This is a genomic window from Arthrobacter nitrophenolicus (genome assembly GCF_045833485.1).
GTDB classification, from domain to species: Bacteria; Actinomycetota; Actinomycetes; order Actinomycetales; family Micrococcaceae; genus Arthrobacter; species Arthrobacter nitrophenolicus.
The window spans coordinates 39,999-54,897 of record NZ_CP174504.1 but is presented as its reverse complement, the minus strand read 5'-3'; the positions used below and the strand labels follow the sequence as shown (position 1 = coordinate 54,897).

The following is a 14,899-nucleotide window of genomic DNA, read 5'->3' as shown; positions in this document are numbered from 1 at the left end:
TTGGACACCACCTCGCAGGCCGCCGTCGGACTGCAACTCATCGAGGCCGGCCAGCGCGTCACCGTCAGGGTCCCCGCCACTTCGGCGAACCTCGGTCCCGGCTACGACAGCCTGGGCCTCGCGCTGGCGCTGCACGACACGCTGACCGTGGAAAGCCTCGACACGGACGAACTCGTGTTCGACCTTCGCGGCGAAGGCGCCGACACCCTGCCGCGCGATGCCAGCCACCTGGTGATCCGCGCCATGGACGCTGCCTTCGAACGGCTGGGCTTCCGCCACGGCGGCCTCAAGGTGACGGCGGAGAACGTCAACCCGCACGGGCGCGGCCTCGGCTCGTCCGCCTCCGCTGTGGTGGCTGCCGTCTCCGCGGCCAACGCCATGGTTCCGGCCGGCAGCCAGCGCGGACAGGACTGGATCCTTCAGCTCACCAGCGAGCTGGAAGGCCACCCGGACAACGTCGCCCCCGCGATATTCGGCGGGCTGGCGCTGTCGTGGCAGGACAGTGACCAGTACAGCAGCACCAACGCCACCGTGGCCGGATCGGTGATCCCCATCGTGGCGGTTCCGGACTTCGAACTGTCCACCGAGGCCGCCCGCGCCTTGCTCCCGGCCAGCGTGGGACACCACGCCGCAGCCATGAACTCCGGCCGGGCGGCACTGCTGATCCATGCCCTCACGCAAAAGCCGGAATTCCTGCTGGCAGGCACCGAGGACTACCTGCACCAGAGCTACCGGGCGGAAGCCATGCGGCCAAGCGCAGCGCTGATCGCAGCACTTCGCGCCGCCGGCCATGCAGCGGTGGTTTCCGGTGCGGGGCCCACCGTCCTGGTTCTGGCAAACGGTGAAGATGAAGCCGCCCAAGCCCTCGCTTTCATCGAGAGCTTCACTGCGGCCAACACGCCGGATGTAGGCTGGCGCGTTCTGAAGCTGGCAGTGGACGTTGAAGGTGCTAAGGTGGACATGCACCGGCGGTAATTCCGCCTATCTGATCTGCTCCTGCATTCAGTTGCTATTTGATCTCCTACTGCGAATGCATTCCGGTGCCACCTGCTTGGTCTGACGCAGGAACCTGCAGCATCCAACTGCCCCTGAAAGCGTCAGCCCGGCGTTCCGCCATGGGCGGAGCGCAAGGTGAATCAGTATCCGGCCCTGCTGGCCGAAATCCAACCGGCAAGGCCGAAATCCCGGCTGCAGATCTGAACTGCAGCCCAGATCAAATCATCGCGTCCAGCTCCCAGTCTGGACGCCGTCGAGGGGGAAGGATCCTTCGTGACCGAAACCACTGAGCTGTCACCAGCTGTGGAACTATCTTCAGCAGCCGAATCGCCGGCAGCACCCGCCAAGAGCAGCGGCCTTGCCGGCCTGAAGCTCGCCCAGCTGCAGGCCCTCGCCAGCCAGCTTGGTATCTCCGGCGGTTCCCGCATGCGCAAGGGGGACCTGGTGACGGCGATTTCCGCCCATCGCGCCGGCACCCCCACCACCAAGGCGCCGGCCAAGGCTGCTGAAAAGGCCACGGCCACGGCTGCTCCTGTTGCTGCCGCGCCTGCTGCCGCACCGGAAGCTGCGGAGGCCCCTGCCGCTGAAGCCCCGCGGACCCGCGGCCGCGGCCGCAGCCGCCGGGCTGTCAGCGACGGCGTGGTTGCCCCGGCAGCAACCGAAACCGCTGCTGAGGCACCGGCAGCGCCCGCTCCGGTGGAGGCCCCCGCCGCCCCGGAAGCCGCCGAAGCGGAAGCCGCGCCCGAGCGCCGCCAGCCGCGCACCCGCAACCGCCGCCGCGGCGAAGCAGCCGCTGCCGTGCAGGAAGCCCCGGCCGAGGCTCCGGCCGAGCAGGCCGCACCGGAACAGGCTCCCGCGGACCAGCGCTCCGCTGAGCGTGCCGAAGCGCCCGCCGCAGACACCGCCGAAGCTGGCCAGCGCACCGACCGCCGCGAAGGCCGCACCCGCGGCGGGCGGGACACCGCAGGTCGCGATTCCGACGGCGGCCGCGACAACGCAGGCAGCCGCGAGGCCGGCCAGCGCGAAGGCACCCGCGACAACCGCCGCGACGACAACGACGATACCGACGGCGGCAGCCGCAGGAACCGCCGCAACCGCCGCGACCGGAACGACCGCAATGACCGCTCCGGCGGCCAGGACCGCGACAGCTCCCGCAACGAGCGCTTCCGCGACCGCAACGACCGCCGCCGCGGACGCGCCCAGGGACCCGACGTCGACGACGTCGAGATCACCGAGGACGACGTCCTGCTGCCCGTCGCCGGCATCCTGGACGTCCTGGAAAACTACGCGTTTATCCGTACCTCCGGCTACCTGCCCGGCCCGAACGACGTCTACGTCTCACTGGCCCAGGTCAAGAAGTACAACCTGCGCAAGGGCGACGCCGTCGTCGGCGCCATCCGCGCACCCCGCGACGGCGAGGACCGCAGCCAGCAGTCCAACCGCCAGAAGTTCAACGCCCTGGTCCGCGTCACCTCCGTGAACGGCAAGACCGCCGAAGAACTCAAGGACCGCGTCGAATTCGCGAAGCTGGTTCCGCTGTACCCGTCCGAGCGGCTGCGCCTCGAGACCGATCCCAAGAAGATCGGCCCCCGCGTCATCGACCTCGTGGCACCCATCGGCAAGGGCCAGCGTGGCCTGATCGTCTCCCCGCCCAAGGCCGGAAAGACGCTCATCCTGCAGTCCATCGCGAACGCCATCACCACCAACAACCCTGAGGTCCACCTCATGATGGTGCTGGTTGACGAACGCCCCGAAGAAGTCACGGACATGCAGCGCACCGTCAAGGGCGAGGTCATTGCCTCCACCTTCGACCGCCCCGCCGATGACCACACCACCGTGGCCGAACTCTCCATCGAACGCGCCAAGCGCCTGGTGGAAATGGGCATGGACGTGGTGGTCCTGTTGGACTCCATGACCCGCCTGGGCCGTGCCTACAACCTGGCAGCGCCGGCCTCCGGCCGTATCCTGTCCGGTGGTGTGGACTCTGCAGCCCTGTACCCGCCCAAGCGCTTCTTCGGTGCCGCCCGCAACATCGAAAACGGCGGTTCGCTCACCATCCTGGCCACCGCCCTCGTGGAGACCGGATCCAAGATGGACGAGGTCATCTTCGAAGAGTTCAAGGGCACCGGCAACATGGAGCTCCGCCTGTCCCGCCAGCTGGCCGACAAGCGTATCTTCCCCGCCGTGGACGTCAACGCGTCCGGTACCCGCCGCGAGGAGAACCTGCTCTCGCCGGAAGAAGTCAAGATCATGTGGAAGCTGCGCCGCGTCCTCTCCGGACTCGAGACCCAGCAGAGCCTTGAACTGCTCACCAACAAGATCCGCGAAACCCAGAGCAACGTCGAGTTCCTCATGCAGGTCCAGAAGACGACGCTTGGCGCGAAGTCGGATAACGACAAGTAACGCCCGTTTGAGCCGCTGATTCTGCTGCCCCCGCCCCTACGCCGGGTGGCTTGCGATCTACGATCCCAAGCCACCCGGCTTCGGCAGGCCCGATGCCACTCCCGGGGCAGCAGAATCAGCGGCTCGTTTCGTCTGTCCGTCACCTGTACGGGGCGGTCACCTCCGAACGGCACTTCGCTCCGATCGCCATCCCCGTTTGTCTACCTTCGCCCTCGGGTTACTAGACTTGTACAAGTCGAAAGAGGTTTTGAAAAATGTTTGAGTCCGTACAGGGCCTGCTTGATGAGCATGATTCCATCCAGGCGCAGCTGGGGGATCCTGCTGTTTATGCTGACCAGCGGCTTGCCCGGAAGCTGGGGCGGCGGTCGGCTCAGCTGAATGGCATTGTTGAGGCCTACCACCGGTGGGAGGCGCTCCGCGACGATCTTGCTGCCGCCAAGGAGATGGCTTCCGAGGACCCCGAGTTCGCTGCCGAGGTGCCCGAGCTTGAGGCTTCGCTGGAGGCTGCTGCTGCGAAACTCCGCCGCCTGCTTATCCCGCGCGATCCCGACGACGCCCGCAACGTGATCCTCGAGGTCAAGGGCGGTGAAGGCGGCGATGAGGCCGCGCTGTTCGCCGGCGACCTCCTGCGCATGTACACCCGGTACGCCGAGTCCCGCGGCTGGAAGACCGAAATCATCTCCGCCACCGAGTCGGACCTCGGCGGCTACAAGGACGTCCAGGTGGCCGTCAAGGGCAACTCGAACGACCCCGCCGAGGGTGTGTATGCCCGGCTCAAGTTCGAAGGCGGCGTGCACCGGGTGCAGCGTGTTCCCGTCACGGAATCCCAGGGCCGTATCCACACGTCCGCGGCCGGCGTCCTGGTCCTGCCGGAAGTCGATGAGCCCGAAGAGCTCGAGATCAACCAGAACGACCTCAAAATCGACGTGTACCGCTCGTCCGGCCCCGGCGGCCAGTCCGTGAACACCACGGACTCCGCCGTCCGCATCACCCACCTGCCCACGGGCATCGTCGTGGCTATGCAGAACGAGAAGTCGCAGCTGCAGAACCGCGAAGCGGGCATGCGTGTCCTCCGCGCCCGCATCCTGGCCCACCAGCAGGAGCAGATCGACGCCGCCAACTCCGAACAGCGCAAGTCGCAGATCCGCACCATGGACCGTTCTGAGCGCATCCGCACCTACAACTATCCGGAGAACCGCATCGCGGACCACCGGACAGGCTACAAGGCCTACAACCTGGACCAGGTCATGAACGGCGACCTGGAGCCCGTCATCCAGTCCGCCATCGAGATGGACGAGCAGGCGCGCCTGGACGCCCTGAACGATTAATTCCTGCCGGGTATGACCAACGGGCCGGGCCAGTCCCTTGCTGCAGCAGTCAGCGAGGCCACTGCCATCCTTCGCGACGCCGGTGTCCCCAGCCCGCGCGTCGACGCCGAACTGCTGGCCGACCACCTCCTGAAGGTGGGTCTTGGCCGGCTGCGAGCCATGATGCTGGGTGATGCGCCCGCTCCCGAGGGCTACGCGGAGCTGGTGGCGGAGCGGGCCGGCCGGGTCCCCCTGCAGCACATCACCGGGGTGGCGCATTTCCGCTACCTCGAACTGGCCGTGGGTCCCGGGGTGTTCATTCCGCGGCCGGAGACGGAGTCCGTGGCCCAGCTCGTTATCGACCACGTCAAGGGGATGCCCTCGCCCCGCATCGTGGACCTCGGCACCGGATCCGGGGCCATCGCCGGTTCCATCGCCCATGAGGTGCCCGGCGCGGAGGTCCACGCCGTCGAATACAGCCCCCTGGCGCATGCCTGGGCGGCCAAGAACCTCGCGCCCCTGGGCGTCCACCTGGTGCTGGGGGACCTGCGGACCGCACTGCCGGAGCTTTACGGAACCTTCGACGTCGTGGTTTCAAACCCGCCCTACATCCCCGCAGAAGCCATTCCCAACGAACCCGAGGTTGCGCTGCACGACCCTCCGGAAGCACTGTACGGCGGGGGAGCGGACGGCATGGAACTTCCGACGGCGGCAGCGGCTTCGGCTGCCCGGCTGCTGCGGCCCGGCGGCTTCTTTGTCATGGAGCACGCAGAGGTCCAGGCCGGCTGGATAGCCGCGATGATGGGCCGCGCGGGGATGTGGCGCAACATCACCACGCACATGGACCTGAACCACAAGGAGCGCGCCACCAGCGCCGTGCTCGCGGACCAGCACCATCCGGAATGAAAGAATAGGCCAGTGACCAAAACCTATGACTGCACCGTTGACGACCAGCGCGCCCAGGGGCTGGAGCATGCCCAGCGCGCCATCAGCGAAAAAAGGTGCGTGGTGTTTCCCACCGACACTGTGTACGGCATTGCCGCCGACGCCTTCTCGCCGCAGGCCGTCACCATGCTCCTGGTGTCCAAGGGACGCAGCCGCACCATGCCGCCGCCCGTCCTGATTCCGCGCATCAATGCCCTGGACGGCCTGGCCACCGATGTTTCCGCTGATGCCCGGAAGCTCGCCGAGGCGTTCTGGCCCGGCGGCCTGACCCTGATCCTGCACGCGCAGCCGTCCCTGGACTGGGACCTCGGCGAAACCAAGGGAACTGTTGCACTGCGGATGCCCGCGGACGACATCGCCCAGGAGCTCCTGACCCTCACCGGGCCGCTTGCCGTTTCCTCCGCCAACCGCACCGGGCACGCGCCGGCACAGACCGCCGCGGCCGCCCGCGAGCAGCTGGCCGACTCCGTGGAGGTCTACCTGGAAGGCGGCTTCCGTCCCGCCGAGGGCGAAGCGGCGGTGGCCTCGACCATCGTGGATGCCACCGGACCGCGGCTCCGGGTAGTCCGCAATGGCGCCATCAGCCTGGACCAGCTCCGCGAACACGTGCCGGGCGTTCTTGGACTCGGCGAGATTCCCATGGCGGAGGAGGAGCCGGCTGCTGAGGCGCCCGGTGCTGACGCGCCCGGTGCTGACGCGTCCGCTGATGCGGTGCCGGCCGCTGAGGAGCCCGCTGGGGCGGTGCCCGTGGCGGAAGAACGCGTTGGGGATGTGTCCGCCGCGGCAGGCTCGTCCGCCGTCGCTCCGGCACCAGGCGGTTCCCCGGCCCGGGACGAGGCTGCTCCGGACCAAGGCCAGCGGCCTTGACGACCCTGGAACGCCAGCAGATCCCGTTCCTGGAGGTCGATGCAACCCCGCTGCGGGTTCCCGAGCTGGTGGAGGCGCTCAGCCGCTACGTCCGGGACGGATCCACCCGGACGGTCCTTGGCCACAACCTGCATAGCGTCACCCTGGCGCTGTCCGACGACGGCTTCCGCACCCTGTACGAGCGCAGCGACGTGGTGCTCCTTGACGGTGCGCCGGTGCTGTGGCTGTGGGGGAGGACCGGCAACGCCGAGGGCCCGGTCATGGACTACCGCCTGGGATCAACGGACTGGCTACCCGCCCTGGACCAGGTGCAAGGACTGGAACGCATCGCCGTCGTGGGAGCCGGTGCCGAGGCGAATGCGGGTGCGGTAGCCAGGCTGAAGGCCATTGTTCCCGGCGCCAACGTGTCCGGGTTCCCGGGGGAGAACTGGAACCCCGGCCTGGAGGATGCGGCCGTTCAGTGGCTGCACCGCCAGCGGCCGCAGCTTGTCCTGCTGGGGCTTGGCATGCCGCTGCAGGAAGAAGTCCTCCAGCGCCGGCTGGAAGCGCTGCCTCCCGCCGTCTACTGTGCCGTGGGCGGTGCCATAGAGCAGCTGGCGGGTGTCCAGAAGCTGGCTCCCCGCTGGCTTGGCCGCCTTGGCCTCGAATGGGCCTGGCGCCTGCTCCTGCATCCCCGTCGTGTCGCCTACCGGGTCTTTGGTGAGCCGTGGGTGCTGCTGTGGCTGCTGGCCGGCCGGCGGTTGCGCAGGAGGTAAGGCCGCTGGGTCCGGCCGCAGGAACTGCAGGCCGTGGCCTAGAACTTCTGGTCCTCCAGCGGAGCAAAGCCCTTGCCCCGCAGGCCCTTGCTGAACGACGAGGCCCAGCCCAGGAATCCTGCCAGGTCCCGCCGCTGCAGGAAATAGCCCGCGTAACCGCCCACATCGGCCACCAGCGAACGGACACGGAAGTAGCGCCGGATCAGGTACCCGCGGTTGCGGTAGTAGTAGTACCGCTTGAACGCATTCTCGGGAACGATGACGTGCCAGCGGGCGCCGTAGACGTGCTGGGTCTCGGAAAAGGCATGCGGATGCGTAATGGCCGTGGTGGTCACCGTCCCGAAGCGGATGCCGGCTTTCCGGAGCCGGATGGTGAAGTCCACTTCGTCGCCGCGGATGAACAGGCGCATGTCGGGCAGGCCCACCTTGAAGAAGACGTCGGAACGGATCAGCGCGCCGTTGAAGAAGTGCCCGTCGTTGGGCAGGAACCCCAGCTTCTCAACCTCGGCCCTGCTGTGGGTGACTTTTCCGTCCAGGCGGAAGAAGAAGGACAGCCGGTCGGGATGGCCAGGGGCCGTCACCAGTGGGACCACCGCCTCAAGGTCGCGCGCCTCCGCCTCCCGCAGCAGGGTGGCGAGGCATTCGGGATCTGTTGGTTCGGCGTCGTCATCCATCATCCAGATCCACCTGGCACCGCTGGCCACCGCTTTGAGCGCGGCCAGCGCGAAGCCGCCTGCTCCGCCCAGGTTGGCCTCCGACCTGACGTAGTCGACATTGTCATGCCGGCTGGCAACCTCCCGCGACGGCTCCGTTCCGCTGTCCACCAGGCAGATGGTGTCCACCGCAGCCGTTTGCGCGTTGATCGAATCCAGCAGCACAGCCAGTTCCCGCGGGCGGTTGAAGGTGACGGCGGCAACTGCAATGCGGGGGGTCATGAAGGGTCCTTTCAGCATGGCTGTCAGGGAGTTCCCCGCTCGTAATGCGCCGTGTGGCGCGGAGCCATGAAGCCGGTGGCGCTAGTATCTTTGACTAGAGTCCACTGTAATACAGCCCTGTAAGGCACTGCGTACCAGCCATTTCGCACTGCCTGCTGCGCGCTCGGCGACGGAGAAGTTTCATTTATCGAAGAACAGAATCCCTGCCAGTGAGCCCACCCGCCGGGGTACAGCCGCCAACGCTGCTCCGCTGCATTTCCACTCCAGTTGAAACGGCCACCACCCCATGATCATGTACCTGCTCATGGGGCTGACGGCTGCCGTCGTGTCCTATGCCGCCACCTGGGGTGCCCGCGTGGTGGGCCACCGGCTCGAACTGCACCTGCCCATCCGCAGCCGTGACATGCATTCAACACCCGTCACGAGGCTCGGGGGAGTCGCGATCTTCCTGGGCGTGATGGTGGCGCTGATCGTTGCCAGCCAGTCTTTCTTCGTCAAGGACATCTACCGGAACAACTTTTCGCCGTGGGGCGTCCTCGCCGGCGCTGCCGTGATTGTCCTCGTGGGCGTGGCGGACGACCTGCTGGACATCCGGTGGTGGGTGAAGCTCATCGGCCAGAGTGCCGCCGCCCTGACCGTGGCGGTGTGGGGCGTCCAGATGACCATCGTGCCCTGGGTGCCGGAACCCATCTACCTGGAAAACGAAACCATCCGGGTGGTGCTCACTGCGGGCCTGATCGTCACCACCATGAACGCCTTCAACTTCATTGACGGCCTGGACGGACTTGCCGCCGGCGTGGCCATCATCGGCGGCACGGCGTTCTTCTTCACGGCGTACTGGGTGCACCGCAACGCTGTCCTCCTGGATTACTCGGACCTCGCCACCCTCATCACCGCAGTCCTTGTGGGCAGCTGCCTGGGTTTCCTGCCGCACAACTGGTTTCCCTCGAAAATCTTCATGGGGGACTCCGGCGCCATGCTGATCGGGCTGCTCATGGCCTCCGCCGGTGTTGTTTCCACCGGCCAGATCACCAGCGGGCTCTATGACCGGGCCAACGGTATTTCCACCGTTATTCCCATCCTGCTGCCGTTTGCCGTCCTGTTCCTGCCGCTGCTTGACCTGGGCCTTGCGGTGGTCCGCAGGACCGCGCGCGGCCGGTCGCCGTGGTCAGCCGACCGCGGCCACCTGCACCACAAGCTCATGGACATCGGCTACTCGCACCGCACTGCCGTAGTCCTGATGTACCTCTGGACCGGGGTGCTGTCGTTCGGGGGACTGGCCTTTGCCATCTTCCCGTGGCAGATCGTCCTTGCCGTGGACCTCTTCGCCACCCTGGTGATGGGCCTTGTCACGGCATGGCCCTACCTCGCGCGCCGTAACGAGGAAACTCCGGCGTAACCCCGGTGCGGAAACATTTCTATCTCATGTAGAATTTAGGGGCAGCCAAAGCTGCCCCTCCACCCCGCCTTGTGGTTTACAGCCTTGAGGTACCGACGATTGGGATCGCATGACCTCCAACGCCGAGTCCGGACCTGCGTCCGGCAAAGGACCCGTTGGTGCTTCCGGTCCCACCCGGTCCCTGTGGCTGCATCTCCTGAAGCTCAGCTCCGCGGCCGCGGCGGCGGGACTGGTGCTGTGCGCCGGGGCTGCCGCAATACTGGACGGCTCCGCCGGGGCGGTCTCCGCCTTGCTGGGCGGCCTGCTGGTGATGCTGTTCTTCGGAATAAGCCTCCTGGTGGGCCACTTCGTGGGGCGCAGCAATCCCTCCGGGGCCATCGGCGTGTTCGTTGCCACCTACTTCATCAAGGTGGTGGGGTTCGCCGCGGTCCTGTTCGTGGTGGGAGCCCCGCAATGGCTGCACGGCCGCTGGTTTGTTGCAGGTGCCGTGGCCGCCGTCGTTTTGTGGCAGGCCGCTGAGCTCTATGGTTTCAGCAAAGCCCGCCTGCAGATCTACAACGATCCAGAAACCAAGGAAGCCTCCGATGCGTGACCCCAAAAAGTCCGGAAAAGCCTCCGCCGGCAAGCCCGTATCCGGCCGCTCTGCCCCTGGTGTCTCCAGCGACAACTCCGACGGCGGATACAACGCCGGGATGGCCGTCTTCAGCTACATCATTGGCGGAATCATCGTCTGGAGTTTGATAGGGTGGGGACTGGATTATCTGTGGGGAACGCGCTGGATTGTGCTCGCAGGCGCTCTGCTTGGAGCCGTCGGAGGTTTTTACCTTTCCCACATGCATGGCCTCACCAGTTCTCGTAAAAATGCTGGTGAGCGTCCTGCTGCCAGCGGACCGTCCACGGACGGCGACACTAATGCCAAATAATTTCACAGGGGGAACAGCAGGCCGTCAGGCTGCCGGTCCCCGCCCAACGCCCAATGATGGACACTGCAGAGAGGAAACGCGTTGATCGCGCTTGCGCTCCCGGCCCAAGATTCAGGAGAGTTCGCTCCTCCTGGTATTAACGAAATGCATTTGCCGGCAATCCTGCCGTGGGGTGCCGCAGAAGGATTCTCCAAGCAGATGCTGCTGGTCCTCCTCTCTGTCGCCATTATCGCCACCTTCTTCGTGCTGGCCGCACGCAAGCAGCAGCTGGTACCCGGCAAGCTCCAGTTCGCCGGCGAGGCCGCATACGGCTTCGTCCGCAACGGAATCGCCAAGGACATCATCGGCGGCAGGGACTTCATCAAGTACGTCCCGCTGCTGTTCAGCCTGTTCTTCTTCATCCTGGTGAACAACATCTACGGCGCCATCCCGCTGATCCAGCTCCCCACCTTCTCCCACGTTGGTGGCGCGTACGTGCTGGCCGGACTCGTCTACTTCACCTGGATCGCCATCGGCGTCAAGAAGAACGGCCTGCGCTACTTCAAGCTGGCCACCGTTCCCTCGGGTGTTCCGTGGTTCATCCTTCCGATCGTCATCCCGATCGAGATCATCTCCAACTTCCTGGTCCGGCCCGTCACGCACAGCCTCCGTCTGTTCGCCACGATGCTCGCAGGCCACCTCATCGTGATGATCGCCGGCTCCGGCATCGAATACCTGGTCATGCAGGAGAACATCCTCCTCAAGGGAACCTCGGTCCTGGTCTTGGCAGGTGCCATCGCGATGTACATGCTCGAGGCCCTGATCATGGTCCTGCAGGCGTACGTCTTTACGCTGCTGACCGCGATCTACATCGAAGGCGCACTGCACGCCGACAGCCACTAGGCACTGCCGCCGGATCCAATTCCGGCAGGCACACAGACTTCCCCTTCGCGGGGGATGAAGCAACCCAAACAACCTGCCACTGAAGTGGCATCTTGAAAGGAAGAAAAATGGAAGGCAATCTCAACCTCGTAGGTTACGGTCTGTCCGCAATCGGCGGTGGTATCGGTGTTGGCCTCGTATTCGCTGCTTACATCAACGGCGTTGCCCGTCAGCCTGAAGCTCAGCGCGTGCTGCAGCCGATCGCATTCCTCGGCCTTGCGCTGACTGAAGCCCTCGCCATCCTCGGCTTGGTCTTCGCCTTCGTTCTCTAGTCCTGGAACGAAGCGAACTTACAGAACCGAGTAGAAAAGGACGGGTGAAAAAATGGCTCAGCTGATCATCTCAGCCGCCACTGAGGGCGAAGTCAATCCCCTGATGCCCAACATCTGGGAAATGGGCGTTGTCCTCGTGGGCTTTGCCATCCTCATGTTCATCGTGGTCAAGTTCGTTGTCCCGATGTTCGAAAAGACCTTCGCCGAGCGTGCCGAGGCTATTGAAGGCGGCATTGCAAAGGCTGAAAAGGCCCAGGCTGAGGCGTCTGCTGCACTCGAAGAGTACAAGCAGCAGCTGACCGACGCCCGCACCGAAGCCAACCGCATCCGTGAGGAAGCCCGCGCGGAGGGTGCCCAGATCCTTGCGGATCTCAAGGAGAAGGCAGCTGCAGAGTCTGCCCGCATCACCGCGCAGGCCCACGCACAGATCGAATCCGAGCGCCAGGCGGCCGTTGTGTCCCTGCGTTCAGAGGTAGGCACCCTGGCCACCACCCTTGCCGGCCGCATCGTGGGCGAATCGCTCAACGACGATGAGCGCGCAGCACGGGTAGTTGACCGTTTCCTGGCAGATCTGGAGACCCAGAACGCAGGTGCAGCTAAGTAATGGCAGGCGTATCGAGCGAATCGCTGGCAACAGCGCTGGTCGCGCTGGAAGCCAAGCTTCCCACCGCGTCGCTGCAGCTGGCAAAGGAACTCTTCGGAATTCTGGAAATGGTGGACAGCTCGGCTGGCTTGCGCCGCGCCCTGACTGACCCGTCGCGTTCCGGTGACGAAAAGTCGGCGCTGGTCAGGCAGCTGGTTGGCGGGAAAGTCTCCGCTGATGCTGCAGAGATCGCATCCGGACTGGCCAGTTCACGCTGGGCATCGGCGCGCGATATCGGCGATGCACTCGAGACTCTTGCCGCAACGGTGGTCATTTCCGTTGCTGAAAACAAGTCGGCCGTTTCTGCCTCCGGAATCACTGGCCTGGAAGAGCTGGAGAACGAACTGTTCTCCTTCAACCAGGCTGTTGCCTCCAGCCACGAGGTACAACGTGCTCTGTCCGAGCCGCAGGCCAGTGCAGCCGCTAAGGCTGCCCTCGCCGCGAAGCTGGTGCCCGGGGTGGGTGAGGAAGCAAAAGTCCTCATCACCCAGGCAGTTTCCCAGCCCCGGGGCATCAAGCCCACCCGGCTCGTTGAACGGTTCGCCGAACTGGCGGCCAAGCGGCAGCAGCGCTGGATTGCAACGGTCAGCGTGACCCGTCCCTTGACACAGACGCAGCTGGTACGCCTCCAGGCGGGCCTGAATGCCATGTATGGACGGGAACTGAAGATCAACGTCAACGTTGATCCAGCACTCATTGGCGGAATCCGCGTCCAGGTCGGTGACGAAGTGCTCGACGCTTCGGTCATCACCAGGCTGGGCGAGCTGCAACGCCAGCTGGCCGGCTAGCCGGACAAGCACCAACAAACTGATAGAAACCCCGGTCACCTTCACGGTGATCACAAAACAGGAGAGCAGGGACTGCAGATGGCCGAATTGACCATCAACGCCGACGACGTCCGTAATGCGCTGAACGAGTTCGCGGCGTCCTACGAACCCGGAAACGCAGAGCGCGTAGAGGTCGGCCGCGTAACCACCGCTAGTGACGGCATCGCCCGTGTTGAGGGCCTCCCCTCGGTCATGGCGAACGAGCTGCTGCGCTTCGAGGACGGCACCCTGGGCCTGGCCCAGAACCTTGACGTCCGCGAAATCGGCGTCATCGTCCTCGGCGACTTCACCGGCATCGAAGAAGGCCAGGAAGTCCACCGCACTGGACAGGTTCTGTCCGTGCCCGTGGGCGACGCCTTCCTTGGCCGCGTTGTTGACCCGCTGGGCGTGCCCATCGACGACCTCGGCGAGATCAAGGCCGAGACCACCCGCGCACTGGAGCTGCAGGCTCCCGGCGTGACCCAGCGCAAGTCGGTGCACGAACCGATGCAGACCGGACTCAAGGCCATCGACGCCATGATCCCGATCGGCCGCGGCCAGCGCCAGCTGATCATTGGTGACCGCCAGACCGGCAAGTCCGCGATCGCGATCGACACCATCATCAACCAGAAGGCCAACTGGGCTTCCGGCGACGTGAGCAAGCAGGTCCGCTGCATCTACGTGGCGATCGGCCAGAAGGCGTCCACCATCGCCGCCATCCGCCAGACCCTCGAGGACAACGGTGCGCTGGAGTACACCACCATCGTGGCGTCCCCTGCCTCCGACCCCGCAGGCTTCAAGTACCTGGCACCGTACGCCGGCTCGGCCATCGGCCAGCACTGGATGTACGGCGGCAAGCACGTCCTCATCGTGTTCGATGACCTGTCCAAGCAGGCTGAGGCTTACCGTGCAGTGTCGCTGCTGCTCCGCCGCCCGCCGGGACGCGAAGCCTACCCCGGCGACGTCTTCTACCTGCACTCCCGCCTGCTGGAGCGTTGCGCAAAGCTCTCCGACGAACTGGGTGCCGGTTCCATGACGGGCCTGCCGCTGATCGAGACCAAGGCGAACGACGTTTCCGCCTACATCCCGACCAACGTCATCTCCATCACCGACGGCCAGATCTTCCTCCAGTCGGACCTCTTCAACGCCAACCAGCGCCCCGCCGTTGACGTGGGTGTCTCGGTGTCCCGCGTTGGTGGTGCCGCGCAGGTCAAGTCCATGAAGAAGGTCTCCGGTACGTTGAAGCTGGATCTGGCCCAGTACCGCGACATGCAGGCATTCGCCATGTTCGCTTCGGACCTGGACGCCGCATCCCGCCAGCAGCTGACCCGTGGTGCACGCCTGATGGAACTGCTGAAGCAGGGCCAGTACTCACCGTTCCCGGTTGAGAACCAGGTTGTCTCCATCTGGGCCGGTACTAACGGCTACCTGGACGACGTTCCGGTTGAGGACATCAGCCGCTTCGAGCGCGAGTTCCTGGACCACCTGGGCCGCAAGTCCTCGATCCTCACCACGCTGGCCCAGACCAACGTGCTGGACGACGACACCGTAGCCGCTTTGAAGTCCGCCATCGTCGACTTCAAGAAGGGCTTCTTCGGTGAAGGCGACAACCACCTGGTAGGTGCCGGCCACGAGGAGTATGAGTCCATCTCCGAGGGCGACGTTGACCAGGAAAAGATCGTCAAGCAGAAGCGCTAGTTCCGCTCACCGGGTGTGCCGGGCCGCAG

At 65.4% G+C, this 14,899-nt stretch carries 15 protein-coding genes; 14 read left to right on the top strand and 1 reads right to left on the bottom strand.

Annotation, left to right across the window (positions count from 1 at the left end; all coding sequences use genetic code 11):
• The 6 genes from thrB to ACJJV6_RS00235 all read left to right on the top strand — a co-directional run bounded on the left by thrB (position 1) and on the right by ACJJV6_RS00235 (position 7,273).
• On the top strand, positions 1-975 hold the full coding sequence (gene thrB / locus ACJJV6_RS00260; protein WP_407709642.1) for a homoserine kinase: 975 nt from the start codon (positions 1-3) through the stop codon (positions 973-975).
• A gap of 294 nt (positions 976-1,269) precedes the next feature.
• Positions 1,270-3,399 (top strand): transcription termination factor Rho, encoded by a 2,130-nt coding sequence (gene rho, locus ACJJV6_RS00255; RefSeq protein ID WP_407709641.1) that lies wholly within the window; start codon positions 1,270-1,272, stop codon positions 3,397-3,399.
• 254 nt (positions 3,400-3,653) lie between these two features.
• A complete protein-coding gene (gene prfA / locus ACJJV6_RS00250; protein ID WP_009356475.1) occupies positions 3,654-4,727 on the top strand; it encodes a peptide chain release factor 1 in 1,074 nt (357 codons plus the stop codon).
• 12 nt (positions 4,728-4,739) lie between these two features.
• Positions 4,740-5,612: a peptide chain release factor N(5)-glutamine methyltransferase gene (prmC, locus tag ACJJV6_RS00245; RefSeq protein ID WP_407709640.1), complete on the top strand. Its 873-nt coding sequence runs from the start codon at positions 4,740-4,742 to the stop codon at positions 5,610-5,612.
• Positions 5,613-5,624: 12 nt separating this feature from the next.
• A complete protein-coding gene (locus ACJJV6_RS00240; RefSeq protein ID WP_407709639.1) occupies positions 5,625-6,518 on the top strand; it encodes an L-threonylcarbamoyladenylate synthase in 894 nt (297 codons plus the stop codon).
• A complete protein-coding gene (locus ACJJV6_RS00235) occupies positions 6,515-7,273 on the top strand; it encodes a WecB/TagA/CpsF family glycosyltransferase (RefSeq protein ID WP_407709638.1) in 759 nt (252 codons plus the stop codon). The genes ACJJV6_RS00240 and ACJJV6_RS00235 overlap by 4 nt, the downstream gene beginning before the upstream one ends.
• Before the next feature lie 38 nt (positions 7,274-7,311).
• Here ACJJV6_RS00235 and ACJJV6_RS00230 read toward each other — a convergent pair whose 3' ends face one another.
• Complete coding sequence (locus ACJJV6_RS00230) at positions 7,312-8,208, bottom strand: glycosyltransferase (protein WP_407709637.1); 897 nt, start codon at positions 8,206-8,208, stop codon at positions 7,312-7,314.
• 286 nt (positions 8,209-8,494) lie between these two features.
• Here ACJJV6_RS00230 and ACJJV6_RS00225 point away from each other — a divergent pair, with 286 nt between their 5' ends.
• The 8 genes from ACJJV6_RS00225 to atpA all read left to right on the top strand — a co-directional run bounded on the left by ACJJV6_RS00225 (position 8,495) and on the right by atpA (position 14,870).
• Positions 8,495-9,607, top strand: a complete 1,113-nt coding sequence (locus tag ACJJV6_RS00225; RefSeq protein ID WP_009356480.1) for an MraY family glycosyltransferase — start codon at positions 8,495-8,497, stop codon at positions 9,605-9,607.
• A 109-nt stretch (positions 9,608-9,716) separates the two neighbouring features.
• The gene (locus ACJJV6_RS00220; protein WP_133346265.1) at positions 9,717-10,199 is read left to right on the top strand and encodes a hypothetical protein; all 483 of its coding nucleotides are present in this window, start codon (positions 9,717-9,719) and stop codon (positions 10,197-10,199) included.
• The gene (locus tag ACJJV6_RS00215; RefSeq protein ID WP_009356482.1) at positions 10,192-10,530 is read left to right on the top strand and encodes an AtpZ/AtpI family protein; all 339 of its coding nucleotides are present in this window, start codon (positions 10,192-10,194) and stop codon (positions 10,528-10,530) included. The genes ACJJV6_RS00220 and ACJJV6_RS00215 overlap by 8 nt, the downstream gene beginning before the upstream one ends.
• An 81-nt stretch (positions 10,531-10,611) precedes the next feature.
• On the top strand, positions 10,612-11,412 hold the full coding sequence (gene atpB / locus ACJJV6_RS00210; protein ID WP_035751787.1) for a F0F1 ATP synthase subunit A: 801 nt from the start codon (positions 10,612-10,614) through the stop codon (positions 11,410-11,412).
• A 107-nt stretch (positions 11,413-11,519) separates the two neighbouring features.
• A complete protein-coding gene (gene atpE / locus ACJJV6_RS00205) occupies positions 11,520-11,723 on the top strand; it encodes an ATP synthase F0 subunit C (protein WP_009356484.1) in 204 nt (67 codons plus the stop codon).
• A gap of 52 nt (positions 11,724-11,775) precedes the next feature.
• Positions 11,776-12,327: a F0F1 ATP synthase subunit B gene (locus tag ACJJV6_RS00200; RefSeq protein WP_009356485.1), complete on the top strand. Its 552-nt coding sequence runs from the start codon at positions 11,776-11,778 to the stop codon at positions 12,325-12,327.
• A complete protein-coding gene (locus tag ACJJV6_RS00195; protein ID WP_407709636.1) occupies positions 12,327-13,154 on the top strand; it encodes a F0F1 ATP synthase subunit delta in 828 nt (275 codons plus the stop codon). Before ACJJV6_RS00200 ends, ACJJV6_RS00195 begins: the two co-directional genes overlap by 1 nt.
• Positions 13,155-13,232: 78 nt before the next feature.
• Positions 13,233-14,870 carry a F0F1 ATP synthase subunit alpha gene (gene atpA, locus ACJJV6_RS00190; RefSeq protein WP_407709635.1) on the top strand — a complete coding sequence of 546 codons (1,638 nt, stop codon included), beginning with the start codon at positions 13,233-13,235 and terminating at the stop codon, positions 14,868-14,870.
• Positions 14,871-14,899: the final 29 nt, after the last annotated feature.

What these genes read in the sequence shown, in the direction of transcription:
- ACJJV6_RS00200 (WP_009356485.1), top strand. Translation starts at nt 11,776, where the DNA reads ATGGCTCAGCTGATCATCTCAGCCGCCACTGAGGGCGAAGTCAATCCC.
- ACJJV6_RS00215 (WP_009356482.1), top strand. Translation starts at nt 10,192, where the DNA reads ATGCGTGACCCCAAAAAGTCCGGAAAAGCCTCCGCCGGCAAGCCCGTA.
- prfA (WP_009356475.1), top strand. Translation starts at nt 3,654, where the DNA reads ATGTTTGAGTCCGTACAGGGCCTGCTTGATGAGCATGATTCCATCCAG.
- atpA (WP_407709635.1), top strand. Translation starts at nt 13,233, where the DNA reads ATGGCCGAATTGACCATCAACGCCGACGACGTCCGTAATGCGCTGAAC.
- prmC (WP_407709640.1), top strand. Translation starts at nt 4,740, where the DNA reads ATGACCAACGGGCCGGGCCAGTCCCTTGCTGCAGCAGTCAGCGAGGCC.
- atpE (WP_009356484.1), top strand. Translation starts at nt 11,520, where the DNA reads ATGGAAGGCAATCTCAACCTCGTAGGTTACGGTCTGTCCGCAATCGGC.
- ACJJV6_RS00225 (WP_009356480.1), top strand. Translation starts at nt 8,495, where the DNA reads ATGATCATGTACCTGCTCATGGGGCTGACGGCTGCCGTCGTGTCCTAT.
- ACJJV6_RS00230 (WP_407709637.1), bottom strand. Translation starts at nt 8,208, where the DNA reads ATGACCCCCCGCATTGCAGTTGCCGCCGTCACCTTCAACCGCCCGCGG.
- ACJJV6_RS00220 (WP_133346265.1), top strand. Translation starts at nt 9,717, where the DNA reads ATGACCTCCAACGCCGAGTCCGGACCTGCGTCCGGCAAAGGACCCGTT.
- ACJJV6_RS00195 (WP_407709636.1), top strand. Translation starts at nt 12,327, where the DNA reads ATGGCAGGCGTATCGAGCGAATCGCTGGCAACAGCGCTGGTCGCGCTG.